The 21,950-nt window shown below is 44.9% G+C and carries 18 protein-coding genes and 1 other RNA gene; 8 read left to right on the top strand and 11 right to left on the bottom strand.

The genetic code is table 11. The annotated features are described in order from the left end of the window. Positions 1-33 precede the first annotated feature (33 nt). Positions 34-882 carry a LysR family transcriptional regulator gene (locus WA381_RS15095; RefSeq protein WP_014950370.1) on the top strand — a complete coding sequence of 283 codons (849 nt, stop codon included), beginning with the start codon at positions 34-36 and terminating at the stop codon, positions 880-882. A 52-nt stretch (positions 883-934) separates the two neighbouring features. Here the strand turns inward: WA381_RS15095 and WA381_RS15090 are convergent, their stop codons facing one another. From WA381_RS15090 to WA381_RS15050, 9 genes are all read right to left on the bottom strand, one after another. Next, entirely contained in the window at positions 935-1,867 is a 933-nt protein-coding gene (locus WA381_RS15090; protein WP_039228034.1) for an exopolyphosphatase, read from the bottom strand. A gap of 169 nt (positions 1,868-2,036) precedes the next feature. Next, positions 2,037-2,825: a hypothetical protein gene (locus WA381_RS15085; RefSeq protein ID WP_156086786.1), complete on the bottom strand. Its 789-nt coding sequence runs from the start codon at positions 2,823-2,825 to the stop codon at positions 2,037-2,039. A 461-nt stretch (positions 2,826-3,286) separates the two neighbouring features. Next, positions 3,287-4,576 (bottom strand): M24 family metallopeptidase, encoded by a 1,290-nt coding sequence (locus tag WA381_RS15080; protein ID WP_156086787.1) that lies wholly within the window; start codon positions 4,574-4,576, stop codon positions 3,287-3,289. A gap of 110 nt (positions 4,577-4,686) precedes the next feature. Next, positions 4,687-5,562: a DMT family transporter gene (locus tag WA381_RS15075; RefSeq protein ID WP_014950373.1), complete on the bottom strand. Its 876-nt coding sequence runs from the start codon at positions 5,560-5,562 to the stop codon at positions 4,687-4,689. Positions 5,563-5,609: 47 nt separating this feature from the next. Next, positions 5,610-7,154, bottom strand: a complete 1,545-nt coding sequence (locus WA381_RS15070) for a M28 family metallopeptidase (protein ID WP_156087358.1) — start codon at positions 7,152-7,154, stop codon at positions 5,610-5,612. A gap of 482 nt (positions 7,155-7,636) precedes the next feature. After that, on the bottom strand, positions 7,637-8,809 hold the full coding sequence (locus WA381_RS15065) for an FAD-dependent monooxygenase (RefSeq protein ID WP_061486379.1): 1,173 nt from the start codon (positions 8,807-8,809) through the stop codon (positions 7,637-7,639). Then, complete coding sequence (locus WA381_RS15060) at positions 8,796-10,142, bottom strand: FAD-dependent monooxygenase (protein ID WP_156086788.1); 1,347 nt, start codon at positions 10,140-10,142, stop codon at positions 8,796-8,798. The genes WA381_RS15065 and WA381_RS15060 overlap by 14 nt, the downstream gene beginning before the upstream one ends. A 193-nt stretch (positions 10,143-10,335) precedes the next feature. After that, complete coding sequence (gene pepP / locus WA381_RS15055; RefSeq protein ID WP_014980005.1) at positions 10,336-11,655, bottom strand: Xaa-Pro aminopeptidase; 1,320 nt, start codon at positions 11,653-11,655, stop codon at positions 10,336-10,338. Positions 11,656-11,731: 76 nt separating this feature from the next. Then, the gene (locus WA381_RS15050; RefSeq protein WP_156086789.1) at positions 11,732-12,298 is read right to left on the bottom strand and encodes a UPF0149 family protein; all 567 of its coding nucleotides are present in this window, start codon (positions 12,296-12,298) and stop codon (positions 11,732-11,734) included. A gap of 595 nt (positions 12,299-12,893) precedes the next feature. Between WA381_RS15050 and ssrS the strand changes: the two genes are divergently transcribed. From ssrS to serA, 7 genes are all read left to right on the top strand, one after another. Then, positions 12,894-13,076: non-coding RNA, 6S RNA (ssrS, locus tag WA381_RS15045), on the top strand. Positions 13,077-13,097: 21 nt separating this feature from the next. Next, on the top strand, positions 13,098-13,994 hold the full coding sequence (locus WA381_RS15040; protein WP_014950380.1) for a ribokinase: 897 nt from the start codon (positions 13,098-13,100) through the stop codon (positions 13,992-13,994). Between the two features lie 22 nt (positions 13,995-14,016). Beyond that, on the top strand, positions 14,017-14,958 hold the full coding sequence (locus tag WA381_RS15035; RefSeq protein WP_156086790.1) for a nucleoside hydrolase: 942 nt from the start codon (positions 14,017-14,019) through the stop codon (positions 14,956-14,958). 66 nt (positions 14,959-15,024) lie between these two features. Then, positions 15,025-16,653 carry an ATP-binding protein gene (locus WA381_RS15030; protein ID WP_156086791.1) on the top strand — a complete coding sequence of 543 codons (1,629 nt, stop codon included), beginning with the start codon at positions 15,025-15,027 and terminating at the stop codon, positions 16,651-16,653. Positions 16,654-16,968: 315 nt separating this feature from the next. Continuing rightward, a complete protein-coding gene (locus tag WA381_RS15025) occupies positions 16,969-17,589 on the top strand; it encodes a 5-formyltetrahydrofolate cyclo-ligase (RefSeq protein ID WP_156087359.1) in 621 nt (206 codons plus the stop codon). Positions 17,590-17,679: 90 nt separating this feature from the next. Further along, positions 17,680-18,336, top strand: a complete 657-nt coding sequence (rpiA, locus tag WA381_RS15020) for a ribose-5-phosphate isomerase RpiA (protein WP_014950385.1) — start codon at positions 17,680-17,682, stop codon at positions 18,334-18,336. A gap of 348 nt (positions 18,337-18,684) precedes the next feature. After that, positions 18,685-19,914, top strand: coding sequence for a phosphoglycerate dehydrogenase (serA, locus tag WA381_RS15015; RefSeq protein WP_014980012.1), 1,230 nt, complete (start codon positions 18,685-18,687; stop codon positions 19,912-19,914). A 127-nt stretch (positions 19,915-20,041) separates the two neighbouring features. Here serA and WA381_RS15010 read toward each other — a convergent pair whose 3' ends face one another. Together WA381_RS15010 and WA381_RS15005 are read right to left on the bottom strand one after the other, a co-directional pair. Continuing rightward, a complete protein-coding gene (locus tag WA381_RS15010) occupies positions 20,042-20,800 on the bottom strand; it encodes a DUF481 domain-containing protein (protein WP_014950387.1) in 759 nt (252 codons plus the stop codon). A 213-nt stretch (positions 20,801-21,013) separates the two neighbouring features. Beyond that, positions 21,014-21,817 (bottom strand): DUF481 domain-containing protein, encoded by an 804-nt coding sequence (locus tag WA381_RS15005; protein ID WP_014950388.1) that lies wholly within the window; start codon positions 21,815-21,817, stop codon positions 21,014-21,016. Positions 21,818-21,950: the final 133 nt, after the last annotated feature.

Genomic DNA, 21,950 nt, shown 5'->3' with positions numbered 1-21,950 from the left:
AGCAGGCAAATTCATTAGAAAGTGTAATTAACTATGAAGCAGCTTTCCCTTGATACCTTACGCACCTTCGTTAGCGTTATTGAGCTTGGTGGCTACGCTAAAGCGGGCGATTTTTTGGGCCGTTCTCAACCGGCAATAAGCCTACAAATTAAAAAGCTAGAGTCGCAGTTAGACCGCAAGCTGTTTACTAAAGTTGGGCAACGGCATGTGCCTAGCGCCGACGGCAATTGGCTGTACCCAAAAGCGAAAGAATTGCTAGAGCTTAACGATAACATCTTTCGCAGCTTAACCCCTGCCCCGCTAAGCGGTCGCTTGCGTCTTGGCATTCCCAATGAATTTGCTTCTACATTATTGCCGGGTCTAATTGGCGAATTTTCAAAGCGTTATCCCGATGTATCACTTGAAGTGACCTCGGCCTTAAGCCGTGATTTGCTTCACCCGTCGCAGCGCGATCATTTCGATTTGATTTTGGCGTTGGTGAATCCGGGCGAGCAGACAGAAGGCGAAGTAGTGTTAGAAGATGACGTAGTTTGGGTTGGCGACACGGCTCACCCGTTGGTTGGCAACAATATTCCTTTGGTGCTTGCTCCCGACGGTTGTATGTATCGAAGCCGCGTTATTGAGCAGTTAAAGCAGCAAACCTTTGCATGGAAAATCAGCTATACCAATGCAGATTTAGGTGGATTGGTTGCCGCCATTCAACAGGGGCTAGGCGTGACAGCTCTAGCAAAATCAAGCTTACCGGCAAACCTTGTAGCGCTAAACCACCCGCACCTGCCCAAATTAGGCAAGGTAAATATTTGCCTGTTCAATCAAGATACACAGCACCCAGTGATCAGTAAAACCCTGGCCGAATTCTTTAAAGTGAGGCTAACCCAATAAAAAAATGGGGGCAGAGTACTTTTTCTGCCCCACCGTTCTTATTCGATTAGCTTTAGCCATCACTCGTGATGGTTTCGATAAGCTCGCCGAGTACAGTTTCGGCTTTGCTGGTTTCAACCTGACATGTACCTGCGTTCATGTGACCACCGCCGCCATACTTCAAGCACAACTCTCCCACATTGGTTTTTGAGCTACGATTAGTAATGGATTTACCAATAGCAAATACCACGTTTTGCTTTTTCAGCCCCCACATCTTGTGAATAGAGATATTGCAGTCGGGGTACATGGCATAAATAACAAACCGGTTTGTCGCGTAAATGGTTTCTTGGTCGGTTAAATCAAGCACAACTAAGTTGTCGTATACGGTAGAACACTTGGCAATTTGCGCCTTCGCCATTTCATTGTGCTCGTGATACAAACTCACGCGCTCGGCCACGTCTTCCATTTGCAGTATTTCTTCAATGCTGTGGTCTTTGCACGCATCTATTAGCTTCATCATTAGCTGATAGTTAGAGATTTTGAAATCTCTGAAACGACCAAGCCCAGTTCGCGCATCCATGATGAAATTCATGAGCACCCAATCTGTGGGCTCAAGGATTTCTTCTTCGCTAAACTGTGCAGAGTCTCCTTTATCTACTGCATCCATCATATCTACCGAGATATTAGGAAATTTATCTGCACCACCGTAATAGTCGTATACAACGCGCGCCGCCGACGGCGCTTTCGGATCAATGATGTGATTATCAATATCTCCTGAGTTACGCACTGTTTCACTTAAGTGATGGTCGAAGGCAATATGGCAACCCGCAACGTAAGGCAGGTTAGTGGTGATATCATTCTCGGTAATATCAATTTTACCGTCTTGCATGTCTTTGGGATGAACAAACAAAATATCGTCAATTAAGTCTAAATCTTTCAATAAAACTGCACATACCAGTCCATCGAAATCACTTCGCGTAACCAATCTAAATTTTCTTTCAGGCATAGTTTATCCATCATTCACTTAGGTAATAATTTTAAGTGTAACAGCTAATAAAAATTTTGAGAGACAGGTTTATTAACTTTATAGGGCTAGCTACAAATAATTAAAAAAAGCGCTAGCAGCTAGACCGCTAACGCTTTAAACATAAAACTCATTCTTGTTTCTTTGTTTTTTAGGACGACTCTATTTCTTCTTTGTCTAAATCGATGACTGTGATGTTGCAGGTTACTGAAGAGCAAGGGGCAATGCTAATATCCAAATTAATACCCGCAAACCACCCTCGAATGCTACTATGACTCGCTTCTTCACTTACTCTAAACGTTGTACCAATAAGCTTTTCGGTATCAACTGTCCCATCCTCCTTAACAGGGATAACGAAAACTATACTTCCATTCTCGATAAGCGCTACTCTAGTAGTTTTAGTAATAAGCCCTGTAGAGCCATTTTTCTTCACATCAACGATTACTCCCCATGGAGCCTCACCTTCCGGCTGAGAAGCCTTGAAGAACACTTCCATCTGGTCTACAGATGCTCCATCAAACGAAGCGCCAATTTCAACTGCAAGAACCTTTCTGAATGCCAGCCCAACTCTGAGATCCCCTGACAAATCTATATTATCTAACAAGCCGTTGGAGTGGTCTTGAAATGCGTTGTTCAGTGGGCTTTCTAACTCATTATTTATAGAAAATAAACTTGAACCTCGAACACTGACTTTGTGGGGCAATGCGTAAAAGTGCTCTAGAGGAACAATCGGTCTTCCGTTAACTGTACCTAATACAACTGAGTCCTCATTAAGGGAAGATATGATTGGGTCCTCTAGAAAATGTACTAAGTCTACGGAGGCCATGTGGCCTGCAGTACTTGCGATGTACACTTCTTCAGCTGTCACAGTGGGCATGCCGGAAAACGTCGTTCCGCCAAAATCACTGTTTCTAACTTCTATAATAGAAGTTTTATTCATAACAGTGTTCACCAGCACTATATCTGTATTATCGCCATTAGATTTGCTGAGAGCGTAATTGAGTGCTTTTGATTCAGTTGAGCATAGTTGATATGAGCCACATTCAGTAATCTTGACTGCGCCTTCGGCACTAAAACTCGCACACATGACCGCAGATAATAGACAAGCTAGCCGTTTTAATTGACTAGTAGAGTAGGACATTTATTACTTCCTTATAAAAGCTAAATTTTGTTTCTCTATATCTGGCCGTTGAATATATTTCATTCAAAGCAAACCTAACTTAAAACGCGTCAGGAATGCTCACTAACGTACCTACTTATATCATCAGCGAATAGACGCCTCAGCGTAAACTAAAAAATGTTTCAAATAAGGTGAGCTATAGCTAATCACGTAGCAGACATTTTTAAAAATGTAGATACAAAAAATGAAAGACAAATTAAAGCCATAATAAAAACACTTACCTAAACAGTTAGAGGTTTTAGCCTACCCAGCGGATTCGCCAAACTTTCTGGCGGTTCGGTAAAGTAAGCGGGGCCTGTTTCTGTCATGTACAAACAGTCTTCTAAGCGCACACCAAATTCACCCGGAATATAGATACCTGGCTCATTAGAAAAGCACATGCCTTTTCTAAGTGGCGTATTTTCACCACGCACGAAGTTAACGCTCTCGTGTCCTTCCATGCCGATACCGTGACCTGTTCTGTGACTTAGCCCAGGCAATGCATAGTCTTTGCTGTACCCCTTGCTAGCATAGTATTGACGCACTGCGTCGTCCACTTTGCCTGCTGGCTCACCAATTTTAGCTGCGGCAAATGCTACGTTCTGCCCTTCCCTTACTGTATGCCATACGTCCTGAACTTTCTGAGACGCTTTGCCAAATACCAAAGTACGGCTTATGTCGCTTTGGTAACCGTGCACGCTGCAACCGCTGTCTAGCAAGATCACCGAGCCTTCTTTGATAGTTTGTGCTGCGTTTGTGCCATGAGGATAAGCACTTGCATCGTTAAACAGCGCCAAACACCATGTACCGCTGCCGCCTAAGTGCTGCTGTGCGGTGTTCATCAAACTTTTTACATCCTGCTGACTCATGCCAAGCTTTAGGTTGCTAAAAACAAACTCGTAAGCACGTAAAGTAACTTCATTGGCCTTATGCATAAGTGCCAGTTCACTCGCAGTTTTATACATGCGACAGCCAAGGGTAATTGGCTCGGCGGGAACGATATTAATGTTTGGCAGCGATCGGCTGACTCCGGTAACTACAAAGTAGCGTACGCTGCTTTCAAAGCCGATATTGCCGCTTGTTATACCGCGCGATTTTAAAATATTGGCTACGACATCAAACGGGCTTTCATGCTCTTGCCACACTCTTACATCATCGCCTATAGCTAACGACTCAAGCACACTTGGCTTTTCGAAAAATGGCGTTACCACCGCCATGTCACCTTTTTGAGGGATAACCAGCGCGGTCAAGCGCTCACTACGCCACCATTTAATTCCCGAAAAATAATCCATAGCAGCGCCAGGCTCGACCAGAATTGCCGCAATGTCTTGGGCTTTCATAAGCGACTGCGCTTTTTCAATACGCGCTTTGCGTTCTTCTACGGTAATCGGCTTCGCATTTGCGGTGATATCACTTAGCCCGCTTAAACCGTTAATGTCTGTTGCATTGGTTTGATTAATTGCAGCCATAGAAGCCACAGGAGCAAGCGCAAAGCTAGCGCCCGCTAATTTCAAGAAATGTCGCTTATCCATGTTCCCTTCCTGTCGTTTTAATTAAGGTTGTTTAGCACTTTTTTGTTCTATGAAAATAACATTCAATTGATTTTGTGCTAAAAACTTCAGTGTTTAATATTGTCATTACTTTATGCCCACATAACAAAGATTGCGGCAAGCCCAATAAGAAGTAAGCCAGCAATTTCGCGTTTTGTGACTGCATTTTTTAGCCAGTAATGTGAGAGTACCAAGGTAAGTAACACCTCTAACTGCCCAAGCGTTTTTACTAGCGCCACATGTTGCAATGCCATAGCGGTGAACCAACAAATTGAGCCCAAACAGCTTACCGTGCTAATCGCTAGCACCTGCTTTTTAGCGTTGGTTAGCTGTCTGAACACGAAGGGTTTAGTTAGCGCAATATAACCACTTAAACTTATCGTTTGTACACATAGCACCCATAACAACACCCAAGCAGCAGCCACCGTATGCTGAACATTTAGCATATGACTTGCCTCGCGCACCAACAGTGATGTCAGCGCAAAACAGGTACCGCAAGCAAGACCTATAACCATGGTTTTCACACTAATGCCATGGAGCCGATTGCCACTGCTTAACACAAATACTGCTATTGCGCCTATTACTATGCCCGCCCACCCAAGGGGCGTTAAATAACTTCCGAAAAAGAGCATGCCTACAACGCCGGCCACCAAGGCCTCACTCTTCGCTAGACCTGCGCCAATAGCAAAATTCTTCTGCTTGAACAAAATCACCATTAAAGAAGTGGCCGCTATTTGAAGTAGCGAAGCACACAGTACCACTGCAATAAAAGAGCCTGAGAACTCAGGCACTTGACTGGCGCTTCCGCTGTAGAGAATGAGTAAATAAACAAGCGCTATTGGGGGAGCCAAGATAAAGCGAGAGAGCGTTACCCCAGAGGTGTTAACTGCGCCGCTCAATTTGCTCTGCAGCGCATTGCGCACGGTTTGCAAAATAACCGCGCCCAATGTGAATAAAATCCAACTCATTAGCGTCGCTTTACCTTGTTATATCGCTACCTATAGTTAAGCGCGAATTACTTTGCCTTTTTCACTTCCATTGCCTGTGTGCGCTTGTCTTTAAAATCAGAGTCGCGTTTCCAGTATGGCCACACGTCGCCTTGGGCGTAATAGTTCAGCATAGAGCCGATAAGTGAGAGGTCTTGTTGCACGCCACCTAATGTCCAGCTTGGAAGGTAGTCATCATCTGCTTTATGGTAGCGTTTGACGATAAAGCTAGGGTCGGTATCGCCTAAGCTCATGAACAAAATTGAAGGCACGCCCTGCTTAGCAAGCGCGAAGTGATCTGAGCGGAAGAACAGTCCATTTTGAGGTCTCGGATCCATTTTAACCGTTCGTCCTTGTAATGCGGCAGCTGTCGCTAAATCGTCTTCAATAGATAAATAACCTTCGCCGTACTGCAAAATGTAATCAACATCATCGTTTACATTCATGCCGTCGATATTTAAAAAAGCCACCATGTTCGATGTTGGTACCGGCGGGTTATTTGCAAAATAATCGGCACCGAGTAGCCCTGTTTCCTCGGCGGTAAAAGCACTAAACATTAGTGTACGTGCAAAGCCCTCTTCGCGTTTTGAAAGCGCATCTGCCAATGTAATTACACCTGCTACGCCTGACGCATTGTCTACCGCACCATTGTAAATAGTGGTTTGGCCGTTCTTCTCAACTTTGCCTAGGTGGTCCCAGTGAGCGTGAAGCATTACCCATTCTTCTGGCTTATCTGTACCTTCTAAAATGCCTGCAACATTTTGCGACTCGGCACGCTCAATAGTATTGGTGAAACCCAATGATGCTTTTGTGTTTAGCGCGATGGGCATAAATCCTGGCTTTGAAGCTTTGTCTTTAAGCTCGCCATAGTCCAAACCCACTTTTTCAAATAGCTGTCTTGCGGCATTTAAATGAAGCCAACCCATTACGCCGACTTGTGAAGCATTGTTGTTGTCGTCGACTAAACTGAATTTGGTATTGGAATTTGAGTTTTCGACTACGCCCCACCCGTAACCCGCAGGCATGGTTTCATGAATAATGAAAACCGCTTCTGCACCCTGCCTGGCTGCTTCTTCGTACTTATATGTCCAGCGACCGTAATAGGTCATTGCGTTGCCCTGAAAAAGCTCTGGATCTTTAGAAGCGAAACCCGGGTCGTTTACCAGCATTACAACGGTTTTTCCTTTTACATCCAGGCCTGCGTAATCATTCCAATTGTACTCTGGGGCATTAATGCCATAACCCACAAAAACTACATCACTATTAGCAAGTGAGTAGTCATTAACAATGCGCTGAGTACGGGCTGTAAACTCGCTGCCTGCGCTAAAATCAAGCCCGCCTATTTTTAACGATGAAATGTTCTTAGGCGTTATTTTGGCTAAAGGCACAGCTTGGGTGTAGCTATCGCCAAAGGCTGGCTTCAACCCTAGCTTTTTGTATTGGGTTACCAAGTAATCGACTGTTTTCTCTTCACCTTTCGACAAAGGCCCTCGCCCTTCAAACTCATCGCTTGCCAGCGTTTTAACGTGCTGACGATAAACGTCCAAATTGATAGAGGCATTACTCAGCGTCATCTTTTTGCTTTTTGTTGTCGCCGACGCTTCAACCGAGGCTAAAGTGGAAACCACTGCGTCGGCATTCGCCGAACTAGTAATTAAAGTAGAAGTAAGTACGGAAGCGGCGCAGACAAAGGAAAAGGCGCGATAAGGTTTGCAAAGATAAGTAAACATAAGCCATTGGTACAAATAAAAAAGGATACCGAAGAGTATCCTGTACCGCTGACTATCTCAACGCCGAAAAGACTAAACCACAAGAATGGGGTCAGAGTACATTTCTTTGCTTTTAGAGCGAGATAGATAATTAGAGAGCTTTGCCGCCTGTTTTCTATGATGTGTGAAAAAGTACACTTCCAAGCTTCAATAATGGGGTCAGAGTACATTTATTCGGTTTTGTAATAGGGAAAGCCAATAATGTACTCTGACCCCACTATTCAGGGGTGGCGAAAAAAGTACTCTGACCCCAATTTAAATGTACTCTGACCCCATTATTTTTGGATTTATAGGCCCATGGCGTGGCTGACGAAGGCGGTTTTAATGGTGCTGAGTTTGTCTGTGGCTGAAAGACCAATTCCTCTGACCAACTTTTTGAGGGGGTCGTCGCCGTCGAATAAGAATTTAAAGCCGTCCATTGCGGCAATCATTTTCGTGGCTTCTGTTTTACGGCTTCGTTCGTAGCTGCGTAAGTGCTTGTACAAACCTATGTCTTTGCCCGACGCCTTTAAGTTGTTTAGGGTTTCCGCCAGTGCGAGCGCATCTTGCATTCCCAAGTTAGCGCCCTGCCCTGCAAGCGGGTGAATGGTATGCGCTGCATCGCCTACCAGCACCACACCGTCTTTCGCCCACTGGCGTGCATAACGCATGGTCAACGGGAAAGCGGCGCGCTTGGTTTCAAGCGAAATAGTGCCAAGAACGCTATTACTAGCCGCAGTTAACGCATTACAGAACGCAGCGTCATCCAATGCCATTAATAAGTTCGCTTGCTCTGGCGTTTGCGACCATACAATAGAACATACATTTGGCTCAGACATAGGCAGTAGCGCTAGCGGTCCCGTGGGTGTGAACGCTTGTCTCGCCACATTACTATGCGGCTCTACCGTTTTGATATTAGCGACAATCGCCGTATGCTCGTAGTCTTTAAAAGTAATAGGCAAGCCAGCCTGCTTTCTCACAAACGAATTTGCGCCATCGGCGCCTACTAACAACCTGCAGCTTAGCACGTCATCATTATCAAGCATCAGCATGGTTTGGTTTGGGCCAGCTAATACTCTATCAATACCCGCGGTAATCATCTCCACGTTAGGCTGCGCTTCCACAGATTTAGTCAGTGCATTGACTAAAGCCTGATTCTCTACAATCACGCCAAGCGCATCACTGCCCATTTCATCGCATGAAAAGTGAATGTCGCCAAAACTGTCTTTGTCCCATACATGCATGTCGGTGTAAGGGTTGGCGCGATCTTGCTGCAAATGCGACCACACATCAAACTGTTGCAGCGCTTTAATATTGGCCTGGTTTATGGCACTCACTCTCGCCGTAGGCTTCTCATCCAGAGTCTGATAACACACCGCTTTATCGACTATTGCTATGCTCAATTCACTGTGTTTAAGCGCCGCTGCAAGGGTTAGCCCTACAATTCCGCCGCCCACTATCGCTATATCAACATGCTGCATTGTTATCTCTTTTTCTTAGTGGTGTTTCGCCATAGCCCGTCGTGTGTTTAACAAACGCTTTTTTCGCCTGGGGCATCATGCTTAATGCCAATAACGACACATTGCGCCCAATTACCGTTGGAAAATACTGGTTTGAAAAAGTGCGAACTAGCGTATCTGTCAGGGCTATCGTGTTATCCCTGTCATTCTTACGCGAATTGGCGTAATGCTGAGTAATACTAAAAGCGCCTGCATCGAAATTAGCGGATGCGATTGTATCGTTTTTCTCTTCGTATGAACTATGCTCGCCGTGCTTTTCCGCTGACGCTTGCAGCACAGACACTAAAGTACTTAAGTCGCGTAAGCCTAGATTGAAGCCTTGCCCTGCAATAGGATGTAGCGCCTGTGCCGCATTGCCTACCACCACGGTGCGATGACTAGCAACTAGCTGCGCCTTCGTAAGCGCTAACGGGTAACTTGCCAACTCACTGACTCTCAGTACTTTGCCCTGTCGATAGCCAAATGCTTCCTGTAGGGCCCTGATAAATGCGCGTTGATTTAATGCCATTAACGACTTTGCGGCGTCGGTATCTACAGTCCATACAACTGAAAAGCCGTTTCCACTAGCCTTGATATCATCGATTTCACTGTCGAAAGGCAGGAACGCTAACGGGCCATTTTGGGTGAAACGCTCGTAAGCTCTATTTTCATGAGGGAGCTGAGTGTGAACGTTAAAGACAATGGCCGTTTGATGATAATCATTGACTGTTTTTGTAATGCCCACCTGGTCAGCTAATCCTGAACGACCGCCATCTGCCAGTACCAGCAGCTTTGTGGTAAGCGATTGCCCATTATCTAGCTGCACCTCTACAAAATTGCACTGCTGCTTTACGTTCGTTACCTTGGCAGGTGCGATATATTGGTAGCTTGAGGCTGCACCTGCCGCCAATCGCGTTAGTGCGCTTAAGCTCACCACCTGGCCAAACGCGTCAATGTGGTAGTCACTGCTTTGAAGGTTTAATAGCCCCAAGTGCCCTTTGTCGCTAACCTCAATATGCTTAATTTGAGGAGGTAACTCACCGTTGTGCTGCTTAGCTACATCATCAAGGTTTAGCCCCATGTGAGACAGTTCTTCAACAGTACGTCTTGCCAAGGCAATCACTCGGGTGTCGGTAAAAGGGTTAAAGTCGACTAAGCTTTTACTGGTTTGCTCTGGGTCAGCCGCATCAATTAGGGTGACAGATAAGCCAGAGCTGTTTGCAGGAAATACTTTCTCTGCGAGTGCTTTGGCTAATACAGTACCGACAATACCACCACCAATAATTACTACATCAACCGCTGCTGCCGATTCCACTGTTTTTATATTCCTGTCGTCCAGAGGCTCTAATTATTAAAAGCGTTAATTCTGAGATTTTTTTCTTTATATTAAAGGCTAGTTTTTAGCGTAATTAAAACTGGTAGTTTAAACCGGTAACTCAAACCAAAATTCCGTATTTCACACTTATCGCAGTTTTTCAAACCATGGTAAACCTAGCAAATTTTGACAACTAGTCTCTGCTTTCAGCCATAAGTGCTTCAATCTCATCAATGTCTTTTGGCACGTCTGCGGTAAGAATATCGACACCCGTCGCAGTAATCACCACATCATCTTCAATTCTTACACCAATGCCTTTGTATTTTTCCGGCACGTTGCTGTCTTGGCTAATGTAAATGCCGGGCTCAACAGTGATCACCATGCCAGGCTTTAACGGACGGTCTTCACCGTCAATTTTGTAGTTGCCTACATCATGCACATCTAGACCTAAATAGTGCCCTAAACCATGCATGTAAAACTGACGCCACGTTTCATTTTCAAGGTTTTCTGCCACACTACCTTCAAGAACGCCAAGGTCAACTAAACCTTGAGTAATAATTTCTACGCTATGTAACATGGCTTGTGACAGGGTAACGCCGGGCGCTAACATATCTAGCACGCTTTTTTGCGCTTTTAATACAACGGTGTAAATTTCGCGCTGAGCATGCGTGAACTTTCCATTTGCAGGAAACGTTCGCGTGATATCCGCAGCATAACCTTGATATTCAGCACCTGCATCGATCAAGATCAAGTCACCGTCATTTACCTGCGCGTTATTTTGCGTGTAATGCAAAATACACGCATTGTCGCCGCTTCCAACAATAGTGCTATAAGCAGGTGAACGGGCTCCCGCCATGGCAAATTCGTGGTGAATTTCAGCTTCTAGCTGGTACTCGTAACAACCAGGCGCGGCAAACTGCATAGCTCGCTTGTGCGCACGTGCGCTTATCTCACCCGCCGCTTTCATCATGGCCACTTCACATGCTGACTTGAATAAACGCATTTCGTGTAAAATAGGCTGTAAGTCGTGAATCGCCCTTGGCGCCAGTGATTCTTTAGGCGCATCGCGCAAGGTGTTTAGCGCTTCAGAAAATAATAGGTCATTGTCTTTCTCGTGACCCAACGAAAAGTACACATTGTCTTGACCTTGAATTGACGCTAACAGCGCTTCTTCAAGTTCTTGCAACTCAAACGCTTCATCTAGACTGAATCGAGCAAGTGCAGCTTCAGCCCCTAAACGTTTGCCGTGCCAAATTTCTGCACTTTTGTCTTTCTCTTGTACCACCATTGCACGATAACTTTCACCGTAACGAGGGTGGTTAGACAATATCAACCAAGCATTAGGCTCTTCAAATCCTGTCAGATACCAAAAGTCGCTATCTTGCCTGAATGTATATTCGGTATCGCGACTTCGGGTTACCATACCTGCTGCAGGCACAATACACACACTATTCGACTCGCACTGTGCAAGCAGTCGGTCCTGCCTGGCGATAAACTCTTGCGCACTAATCATAAAAGAGAAAACCCTAAAAAAATCTCGTTAAAACGAGTGGCGACTTACGGCCACTTTTAATATCTTCAGTTAATTACTAGTGTACGGATGGCGTGTCTTGTTGATCATCTAGAAGTGATTGGCCCAGTTCGCTGAAGCATAAAATTGCTGAAATTTTCACGTATTCTTCAACCTCTAACAGCGCCTTCTCAGACTCTTCGTCCGCGTCCATTGGCTCTTCCATACGTGAAATATCTGAAAAGTCTTCAAGTGCTTCTTTTACGTCGTCAGAACATTGCATAAGGTCTTGCTGGTGTAGGCCAAACCCAAGCATGAAACCTTGAACCCAGTTTATTAGTGCAGCCCCGCGATCGTTGATAGGCGCTTGATCATCAGGAAGTAACAAATTAAGCGCGAATTCAGGCTCAAGAAGCTGCTGACAGGTTTGATTGAAAAGGCTATTTAAAAGGTGCTGAGTAGGGTCGCTAAACGCATCACCCTGATTAATGGTTTCACTTAACGCTTCTAGCCATTTTTGGTCGGTAAGCGACATGCCTCCGCAAAGCATACCGCACAGAATGCCATGCACTTCTGCAGCATCAACAATTACGCCTTGCTGAGACAATTTATTACTTACGCTATCGTAATCGAACTGTTTTTCCACGAATTGTTCTCTTTTGTTTTGAATAGTTTGAGATACAGACGCCACTTTTATATAGCGATTAATTACCGTCTATTTTGGCGGCGACTTACGTCAATGTCATCTCTTGATGGAGTTAATACTAGCAAAAATCAATGTGTAACGCCTCCTTTTGCCCTACCACTGCTCTAACTTTGAACAAACAGCAAAAGTACATTCAAGGTCTAATAACACTGTGTCGTACACACTTTACACAGCGGTACTTAAACGTTGTTTACTCACTGTTCAAACGATATTTAATTTGCGGCTATTTAGCTAAATTCGTTGCCGGACGGCTAGCAACATCGTCAGAATTCATCTAAGATCGCTAGTGTTGGATACGGAAATCCTTTAGCAATAGCGTGACGACGTTCATTAGCCTTTAATGCCTGAATAGCTGATTGGTTATTATTGAGCTTCTCTTATATGCGTGTATAATTGCTGACCAATTGGTCAAGAAAAGTAATATTTTTTTTACCGCTTTTATAATCACCACGCAAAATAGTTATAAAGCGCTTTAGGTGATCCTCTTCACTGGATCTCGCGTTTGTTATACCCTGTTGCGTTAATACAACAACAATGTTTCCTGGGATGTTTGCTAGTTCATTCATGTCCCTGGCCGATGCTTTAAACCAAGGAAGTTGAAACAGCTGCTATTGTGCAAGCTCGACGCGTATCGAGAAGCCTACGGCAATTGTGATACTTCCGCCCTGAACTTTTCGGTTCACGGGCGAAACATGGACAGCGGCATTCTGGGAAGCGCCCTCTTTCGACGGAAGAAGAAATGGCAATAATAAATTTTGGCTCTATAAATATTGACCACGTTTATCAGGTAGATCACTTTGTACAACCTGGTGAGACGTTGGCCTCTACCCATTATCAAACCTTATTAGGTGGTAAGGGTGCAAACCAGTCTATTGCTTTAGCGCAAGCAGGTGCAGACGTAAGACACGTCGGCAGCATTCACGAAAACGACGCCTCATTTAAACAAGCTCTTATTAAAAAGGGTGTTGATTGTCGTGGCGTAAAGTGCTCAGAAGTTCCTTCAGGTCACGCGATTATCCAAGTCACGCCTAGCGGTGAAAACGCCATCGTATTATTTGGTGGTGCTAACCAAACCATTACCGCAAAAACCGTAATGCAAGCGTTAGACGATACGCGTCCTTCAGATTGGGTACTAACCCAAAATGAAACAAGCAGCATTGAAGAAGTACTTCGCCAAGCGAAAGAAAAGCAGCTTAAAGTAGCTTTTAACCCAGCGCCTATGAGCGAGTCGGTTAAGCAGCTTCCGTTAGACTGTGTAGATTTACTTATTGTAAATGAAACCGAAGCTGCTGCGATTACCGGTAAAGAAGAACTTGAAGATATTGTGACAGTGTTCAAAGAGCAGTGGTCACACAGCGAAGTTATTATTACACTGGGTAAAGCGGGTGTAATGATGCTGCGCAAAAACGATGTTGTAGAAGTAAAAGCATTCTCTGTAGACGCGGTAGATACCACCGCAGCCGGTGACACCTTTATCGGTTATTTCCTGTCTGCATACAGCAACCACACCGATGCTAAACAAGCATTGCGTCGCGGGTGTGCAGCTTCAGCCATCGCGGTAACACGCGAGGGTGCAGCACAGAGTATTCCAACACAAAAAGAAGTGGATCGTTTCTTAGCGAAACACGCCAACTAGCAAGACGCACTGAGATAAGTTGATGGCACATAAGATCATATTAGATACGGATCCGGGGATTGATGATGCAATGGCGATCTTTTTCGCCTTTCAGTCTCCAGACATTGAAGTACTTGGCTTAACGACCGTTTACGGTAACGTTCCAGTAACAATGGCAGCACAAAACGCACTGACACTTTGCGAAATTGCAGGTAAAGATATCCCTGTAACCAAAGGTGTTGGCATGCCATGGGTTGGCCCAGAGTCAACGTACGCACACTTCGTACACGGCGAGCACGGCTTTGGCCATATTAAACCTGAAGCGCCTAAAACCGAGCTTGACCCACGCAGCTCTGCGCAATTTATCGTTGAAATGGCGCGTAAATACCCTGGTGAAATCACCATTGTTGCTATTGGCCCACTAGGTAACTTGGCCCTTGCACTTCGTCTTGAGCCAGAACTTCCTAAGTTGGTAAAAGGCGTTAGCATAATGGGTGGTGCAGCGTTTGTACCAGGTAACGTTACGCCGGTAGCTGAAGCGAACATTTGGAACGATGCACATGCAGCAGAAATCGTTTTCGCAGCAGACTGGGAACTGACCATGTTTGGTTTGGACGTAACAAACTTCACGCCGTTCTCGCCAGCCTTTGTTGAAAAGCTTGAAGAGAAAAACAATACCCTTGGTGGTTTTGTGAAAGAAAGCGCCCAGTTCTACATGGATTTCTACTCGCAAAACCGTGAAGATCGCGTGTGTTTCTTCCACGATGCATTCCCGATTGCCCACCTTCGCCACCCTGAGCTATTTGAACTCACTGAGGGTCACGTTCGCGTTGGAACAGGGGCACTAGATAGAGGGCAAACCGTGGTTGCGCCTAAAGGTACAACACCGAGTCCACTATGGAATGAAGCAAATACCATAAAGGTAGCGACTAAAGTTGACCATAAAAAGCTGGAACAACTATTCATAGACACCTACGCTCTATGATATGTTTAAGGGATTGTTAACACACAATCCCTTTTTTATTTACAGCTAGGTTTAAACGCAACGGTTATGAAAGCGGCGCCCCTCCCTCAAAATGAAGATGAACGTCTTGCCGAACTGCTCAGCTACGACGTACTCGATACTGAAGCTGAGCAACTTTTTGATGACCTTACAGCCTTGGCCTCTCAAATTTGTGAAACCCCTATTGCGCTTATCAGCCTCATTGATCCAAACCGCCAATGGTTTAAATCAAGGGTAGGTCTAGACGCAGAAGAAACATCACGAGACATCGCGTTTTGCTCACACGCTATTTTGCAAAGCGATGTGTTTGAAATACCTAACGCTACGTTAGACCCCCGGTTTCACGATAACCCGCTGGTGACTGGCGCGCCTGATATTAGGTTTTACGCCGGCGCACCACTGATTACCCCGTCTGGCCATGCAATTGGCACGCTGTGCGCCATTGATAGCAAACCACGCAAGCTAACCGAAACGCAAAAAGCGTCGCTCCAAACCTTAAGTAAATCGGTAGTAGCACATTTAGAGTTAAAGCGGAAAAACCGAGAGCTTGAGCGCACCAGTCAATTTAAGTCTGACTTTCTTTCTTACATAAGCCACGAAATTAGAACACCGCTTAATGCTATAAATACGTTTAGTCAGTTGCTTGAAGGCGAAGCCCAAAAGTTAAATTTACCCTCGTCATTTACCACCCCGCTTTCTCATGTAAGCCAAAGCGGTGAAAGGCTTTTAGAAATAGTAAATTCTGTTTTAGATATAAAGCAGATAGAAGCGGGGAAAATGCGTGTGATGCCACGCGCGGTGAATACCAAAGACTTTTTCACCCACTTATTTTCGCTCACTAAAATCCGCGCTGAAGACGGTGGTATTGCATTTAGCACCAGTATTGATGACGCTGTGCCCGACTCGTTGTTTTTCGATGACACCAAATTTGGTCAAGTTGCGCTTAACTTGCTGTCGAATGCGATTAAGTTCACTAATCACGGCAAGTCAGTAAAAGCGCAGGTGAAATACAAAAGCGGCAAGGTAATATTTAATGTCATTGATCAAGGCATTGGTATGAGCGATGACGATCAAAAGCGGCTTTTTACACCTTTCGAGCGAATGGAAAACGCCCGTCAGATAAGTGGAACCGGCTTAGGCTTGAACATATCGAAGCGCCTTGTCGAGCTCATGGACGGGTCTATTAAAGTTAGTAGTAAGTTGAATCACGGTACCCGAATAAGTGTGACCTTACCTGCCGACGCCCTAAGCGCAAACCAGTTCGTTGAGGCACAACCGCGTAGCTTTGTTGCCCAAGTAAACATAGATAACTCAGTAAATGTATTGGTAGTTGAAGACCACTATATAAACCAAGTGGTTATTCAAACCTTGTTCGAAAAACTGGGCGTGTCGCTTTCTGTGGTAAGCACTGGCGAGGAAGGCGTTGAATACGCCAAGTCTAATCCCGTCGACTTAGTTCTTATGGATCTTAATTTGCCAGGTATTCAAGGCGATGAAGCAACAGTAAAAATAAAGGGGTTTAAGCCAAACTTGCCTATTGTTGCATTGACGGCCGATGTCATTACCCAGCCTGAATATTTGCGAGAACAAGGTCTTGATGACGTACTCACTAAACCGATAGATAGTAGTGAATTGGTGCGTGTGCTCAATCACTATTTAGGGCATCCAGACCAATGATTTTATTTGTTTTATTTAAGTAGCTTTATCTAAATAGTTTTGTCTAAGTAGTTTTACCACAGTGATTTTACCTGAGTCATCTTTACCTAGCCCAACAAACCTTTTTTAACAGCCGTGGTAGTATAAGCTAACTCAATTGAAAGACAGGAGAACTCCTCTACCATGTCCCCCTCATCTTCAGGAAGCGGTACTTCTAGCTCGTTGACGTCTAACAAGGTTAATTCAACGGAAACGGCTTCAGCACCAGCTTTAGCAATGAAACCAACGCAGATTGCGCCGTCGCAAACCATACAAAAAAGCGTTTCTAAAGAAGATATGCAGGCCCGCGCTCAGCTTAGAAAAAAGCTTCGCGAGGCACGCCGAGGGTTAACCAACCAGCAACATACGGACGCCGCTAAGCGCATTGCTTCACGACTATGTACACTGCCCTTTCTTGATAACAGCACGACCATAGCCGGATATTTGGTTAACGATGGCGAGGTCAATTTAACGTATTTTATTGAGTCTATTTGGCAGTCTTCACATGATAAAAAATTCGCTCTACCTGTATTACACCCCGTATGTAAAGGACATTTGTTATTTTTGTCTTATACCCAGCACTCTCAATTGGTGAAGAATAAGTACAACATTGAAGAGCCAGTATTGTCGTGTGAAAACGTCGTTCCTGTTAGGCAATGCGACGTTATTCTTATGCCGCTTGTAGGGTTTGATATAAACGGCAATCGCCTGGGTATGGGGGGCGGCTACTACGACCGAACTTTAAGCTTTACCCAACGCGCACCAGATTCACATTCATTTTCGGGTAGTAAAGCGCCCAAGTTAGTGGGTATTGCCCACGACATTCAAGAAGTAGGTGCTCTGCCTATTGCACCATGGGATGTCCCCCTTGATGCCATCGTGACGCCCTCGCGCACACTGCAATTCACTAAACCGTGATAGTCATTATAACAAATTGAACATACGAACTTGTGGGTTCACGTGCGCTTATAAGTTACACTTGCGAACACAATAAGTCGGAGAATGACCATGGATCAGAACGCAAAAAAACAAGCCGTAGCCAAAGCAGCCATCGAATATGTTGAAGCAGACAGCATTGTCGGTGTGGGTACAGGTTCTACCGTAAATTTCTTTATTGAAGAACTCGGTAAAATTAAGCACAAAATTGAAGGTGCAGTATCAAGTTCAGAAGCCTCTACCGAGCGTTTAAAAGCCTTGGGCATTGAGGTATTCGAGTTAAACGAAGTCAGCAATCTATCGGTTTATATCGACGGTGCCGATGAAGTGACCGAACACAAGCATATGATTAAAGGCGGAGGCGCAGCACTCACTCGCGAGAAAATTGTAGCCGGTGCGGCGACCACGTTTGTGTGTATTGTTGATGAAAGCAAGCGCGTTCCTGTGTTGGGCTCGTTCCCCCTTCCCGTTGAAGTTATTCCCATGGCTCGCTCTTTCGTAGCACGAGAGCTAGTAAAGCTTGGTGGCGATCCTGAATATAGACAAGGTGTTGTCACCGATAACGGCAACGTTATTTTAGATGTTCACAACCTTGAGATTCTAAATCCTCGTGAGCTAGAACAAAAAATAAATAATATTCCTGGCGTGGTAACGAACGGCATTTTCGCACTACGAGGCGCGGACATAGTGCTAAGTGCTACAGATAGTGGTGTTGAAACCTTTAAGTGATAACTGAGTAAGACGTATAGTGCGGTGAAAAGCTATACAAAATACTACTTTCAACTTAACGCGTTTTCTGTTAGTTTCCGTTTAGACGTCTAGATGTCCTTAAAAGAAGTTCACTAAGCGTCTCAACTTTTACGTTAGTTAAGGCCAATTCCTTAATAACGAAAGCAATCAACGTGATTATAAAAGCTTGGTAGCAATAACGCCCAAGCAAGGCTTTCAGAGCTGCAAAGCGATGTCGTTGCAGCGCAGGTTAAACACAGCTTTGTGTTTCATACTGGCAGGTTTCTGAGAGTCTTGAGTTGGCGGTGCAAGCAAACCAAAATTACATCAGTGAGAGATAGCGAGTTCATGAGCAAAGTTTCATTAGAGAAGGATAAGATCCGAATTTTGTTGTTGGAAGGTGTTCACCAAAGTGCTTTGGAGACACTAAAAAGCAATGGGTATAGCAATATTGAATTTCTCAAGACCTCTCTTCCTGAAGACGAGTTAATTGAGAAAATTAAAGACGCCCACTTTGTTGGTATTCGCTCGCGTACTCAAATTACAGAGAAGGTAGTTGAAGCAGCACAAAAGCTTGTGGCTATCGGTTGTTTCTGTATTGGCACCAACCAAGTTGATCTTGAAGCCACCCAACGCCGCGGCATTCCCGTGTTTAACGCGCCATTTTCCAACACTCGTTCGGTTGCAGAACTTGTACTTGGCCAAATTATCCTTTTGCTTCGCCAGGTGCCGAGTAAAAATGCCAAGGCTCACCGCGGTGAGTGGGAAAAAACGGCAGTCGGCTCATATGAAGCCCGTGGTAAGACACTTGGTATCATTGGTTATGGTCATATAGGCACACAGCTGAGTATTCTTGCTGAACACCTAGGTATGCGCGTTCAATTTTTCGATATCGAAGACAAGCTTGTGCTAGGTAATTCTGCCCAAGTAAAATCGCTTGAAAAGCTGCTTAATACCTCTGACGTTGTTTCACTTCACGTTCCTGAAACACCACAAACTCAAGATATGATTGGTGAAAAAGAACTGTCTCAAATGAAGAAAGGCAGCATTTTGATTAACGCGTCTCGCGGTACTGTGGTAGATATCGATGCGCTTGCGAAGGCATTGGAAAGCGGCCAACTAAACGGCGCTGCTATTGATGTATTCCCGGTTGAGCCTAAATCTAATACTGAAGAATTCGAGTCGCCGCTTCGCGCGTTCGATAATGTCATTCTGACCCCGCATGTGGGCGGCAGCACGCAAGAAGCGCAAGAAAATATTGGTATTGAAGTGGCGGGTAAACTCGCGAAGTACAGCGACAACGGTTCAACGCTGTCAGCCGTTAACTTCCCTGAAGTGTCACTGCCAGAACATACTGGTCGTTCACGCCTACTTCACGTACACAAAAACCAGCCAGGTATTCTTACTCAGATTAACCAAGCGTTTGCAGAAAAAGGCATCAACATCGAAGCCCAGTACCTACAAACTAACGCAGAAATTGGTTATGTAGTAGTTGATGTTAAAGAAGACCGTGGTTATGAGGCACTTGCAGAGCTTCAGCAAATTGATGGCACAATTAAGACACGTATTCTTCACTAAGAAGAGTTGTTTTAAGACTAAATAAAAAACGCTGCACAATGTGCAGCGTTTTTTTATGCCTGTGATTTTACTTCAATGCGTTGAAGTGCCCAGCCCTACTTCGGTGCGCTGAGCATATAAGGTTAGCTTAGAAGAAGTTGTAAACTAAGCTAACTGCAGTTTCTGTGTCTAGTTTTTCAACGTCGTCGTCAACATTGGTGTTGTGATCAAGTTTGAAAGAAAGACGCATTGAAAGGTTACCGCTGATTGTAGCTGTAAGTGCAGACTCAGCACGAGATTTCGTGTTGTCAGAACCCACTTCGGTACTCACTGTTTGCGTAAATTTAGCGGTATCTGAAATTTTCCAAGAATAAGCTGATGACGCACGAACGATTACGCTGTCAAGATCTTCGCCATCCTGAGTTTCGATGAATGAGTAACCAGGACCGATTGAATATTCAAGGGTGTGGCGCTTGTTCTCAAGTACTTTTTGGTTCCAACCCGCCGCAATAGTTGATTGGTAATTAAAGTTACTAAAGCGGTCGTCTTCATATGAAGCGAAGCCGAATAAACGGTTATCAGGATTTTCTAGTTTGTAGTTACCCTGGGCTGAACCAAAGAACTTCTGTGCAGAAGTAAACTCGATATCTTCTTGCTCGCCTGCATCATTTTCTTGTTGAACAGTTTCCTGTTTGTACAGACCTTTTAAAACGTAGTCGTTACTCCATTTTTCAAGCTCTTGGTGAGCCTGTATACCCGCACTGATTGACGTGGTTTCAGTGTTACCTGAAGTCGAAATAAAACCTAGTTCGCCTTCCATTGTAAAAGGCTTAACTTCATCGTCTTGAGCGAAAGCGGCTGGAGAGAGAGAAATTGCAACTAAAGATGCAAGCACTTGCTTTTTCATTGAACAATCCTATTGATTATCGGTCCATTCGTTGTACTCGATACCTTTTGAACTGCAAGGCGGTACAACACGAGTTTTAAAAGAGATCTGCTAGACAGTGCCGCGAGGCGGCAAGCACTACAAACAATGGTGCGCAGTGTACATTTTCAAAGCTCTCAGTCAATGCGAACACGGTAAAAAGCCAAAGATAACCCGTTAATTTACACTAATTGACTAAAAAAACTGATAGACCAGCGCCACGGAGGTCTCTGTGCTTAAGGCTGCAACATCTTCGGCGGTGTCTGTTTCATGGTTTAGTATGAAGGATAACTTCATCGCCAGTGAACCGAATACGTTGGCTGAAAGCGAAGTTTCTGACCGCGATTTCATATTTTCTTCACCCGCCTCAGTGCTAACAAACTGCCTTAACTTGGCGCCTGAGCTCCAGTGGTATTTGTATTCGGCGGACGCTCTTACAATGATACCATCGTTGACTACGCTTTCATTATCTTCTTCAGCTTCAATAAAACTGTAGCCAGGACCAATGCTATAGCGAAACTCACTGTCTTCACTGCGCCAGAGGCGCTGAGACCAGCCCGCTGCCAGCGAAGCACGGTGATCGTAACCAGTAAATTGATCGTCTTCGTAATCACCGTACATAAAAAGACGGCGACCAGGCGTCATTAGTTTATAGTCGAACTGCGCGCTAGTGAAAAAGCGCTGGGCGCTGATGTCCCGCTCTGTTGTTGGCGTACCGCTTTCTTTATAGAGCAACTCTGCGAAGTAGATACTGCTCCAATTTTCTGTTTCATGGTCAGCATTGACCGCGGCTTTCACACTAGCAGCTGATGTGTTTCCGGTGTTTACAAGTACACCTAGTTCACCGTCTAGCGTAAAACGAGGAATTTCGTCATCGGTGTCGGGCGTGAAGTCTGCGTGATAGAGGGTTTGTATAAGATCCCTCGCGCTTGCGTGCACACACACGCAGCAACAAACAATGCCAACAACAATGCTTGGCCGGAAGATTTTTTTGAACATAATCTGATTTACGTTGAGCTTTATAGTTTTTAGATTACGTCTTAGTACGACGCTTGTTATACCATATATGGACCCTCTCCGATTGCAAGACACCGTGTTGATTTAATAACGTGATTCATTGCTGCCATATATT

The sequence above is a fragment of the Alteromonas sp. CH_MED4-4 genome, from assembly GCF_037029575.1.
GTDB classification, from domain to species: domain Bacteria; phylum Pseudomonadota; class Gammaproteobacteria; order Enterobacterales; family Alteromonadaceae; genus Alteromonas; species Alteromonas macleodii.
The sequence above is the reverse complement of the archived record's forward strand: the minus strand, read 5'-3'. Positions and strand labels throughout refer to the sequence as shown.

What these genes read in the sequence shown, in the direction of transcription:
- WA381_RS15080 (WP_156086787.1), bottom strand. Translation starts at nt 4,576, where the DNA reads ATGGATAAGCGACATTTCTTGAAATTAGCGGGCGCTAGCTTTGCGCTT.
- WA381_RS15040 (WP_014950380.1), top strand. Translation starts at nt 13,098, where the DNA reads ATGGCAATAATAAATTTTGGCTCTATAAATATTGACCACGTTTATCAG.
- pepP (WP_014980005.1), bottom strand. Translation starts at nt 11,655, where the DNA reads ATGATTAGTGCGCAAGAGTTTATCGCCAGGCAGGACCGACTGCTTGCA.
- WA381_RS15025 (WP_156087359.1), top strand. Translation starts at nt 16,969, where the DNA reads ATGCAGGCCCGCGCTCAGCTTAGAAAAAAGCTTCGCGAGGCACGCCGA.
- WA381_RS15005 (WP_014950388.1), bottom strand. Translation starts at nt 21,817, where the DNA reads ATGTTCAAAAAAATCTTCCGGCCAAGCATTGTTGTTGGCATTGTTTGT.
- WA381_RS15095 (WP_014950370.1), top strand. Translation starts at nt 34, where the DNA reads ATGAAGCAGCTTTCCCTTGATACCTTACGCACCTTCGTTAGCGTTATT.
- WA381_RS15030 (WP_156086791.1), top strand. Translation starts at nt 15,025, where the DNA reads ATGAAAGCGGCGCCCCTCCCTCAAAATGAAGATGAACGTCTTGCCGAA.
- WA381_RS15035 (WP_156086790.1), top strand. Translation starts at nt 14,017, where the DNA reads ATGGCACATAAGATCATATTAGATACGGATCCGGGGATTGATGATGCA.
- WA381_RS15085 (WP_156086786.1), bottom strand. Translation starts at nt 2,825, where the DNA reads ATGAATAAAACTTCTATTATAGAAGTTAGAAACAGTGATTTTGGCGGA.
- WA381_RS15010 (WP_014950387.1), bottom strand. Translation starts at nt 20,800, where the DNA reads ATGAAAAAGCAAGTGCTTGCATCTTTAGTTGCAATTTCTCTCTCTCCA.
- rpiA (WP_014950385.1), top strand. Translation starts at nt 17,680, where the DNA reads ATGGATCAGAACGCAAAAAAACAAGCCGTAGCCAAAGCAGCCATCGAA.
- WA381_RS15075 (WP_014950373.1), bottom strand. Translation starts at nt 5,562, where the DNA reads ATGAGTTGGATTTTATTCACATTGGGCGCGGTTATTTTGCAAACCGTG.
- WA381_RS15090 (WP_039228034.1), bottom strand. Translation starts at nt 1,867, where the DNA reads ATGCCTGAAAGAAAATTTAGATTGGTTACGCGAAGTGATTTCGATGGA.
- WA381_RS15070 (WP_156087358.1), bottom strand. Translation starts at nt 7,154, where the DNA reads ATGACGCTGAGTAATGCCTCTATCAATTTGGACGTTTATCGTCAGCAC.
- serA (WP_014980012.1), top strand. Translation starts at nt 18,685, where the DNA reads ATGAGCAAAGTTTCATTAGAGAAGGATAAGATCCGAATTTTGTTGTTG.
- WA381_RS15065 (WP_061486379.1), bottom strand. Translation starts at nt 8,809, where the DNA reads ATGCAGCATGTTGATATAGCGATAGTGGGCGGCGGAATTGTAGGGCTA.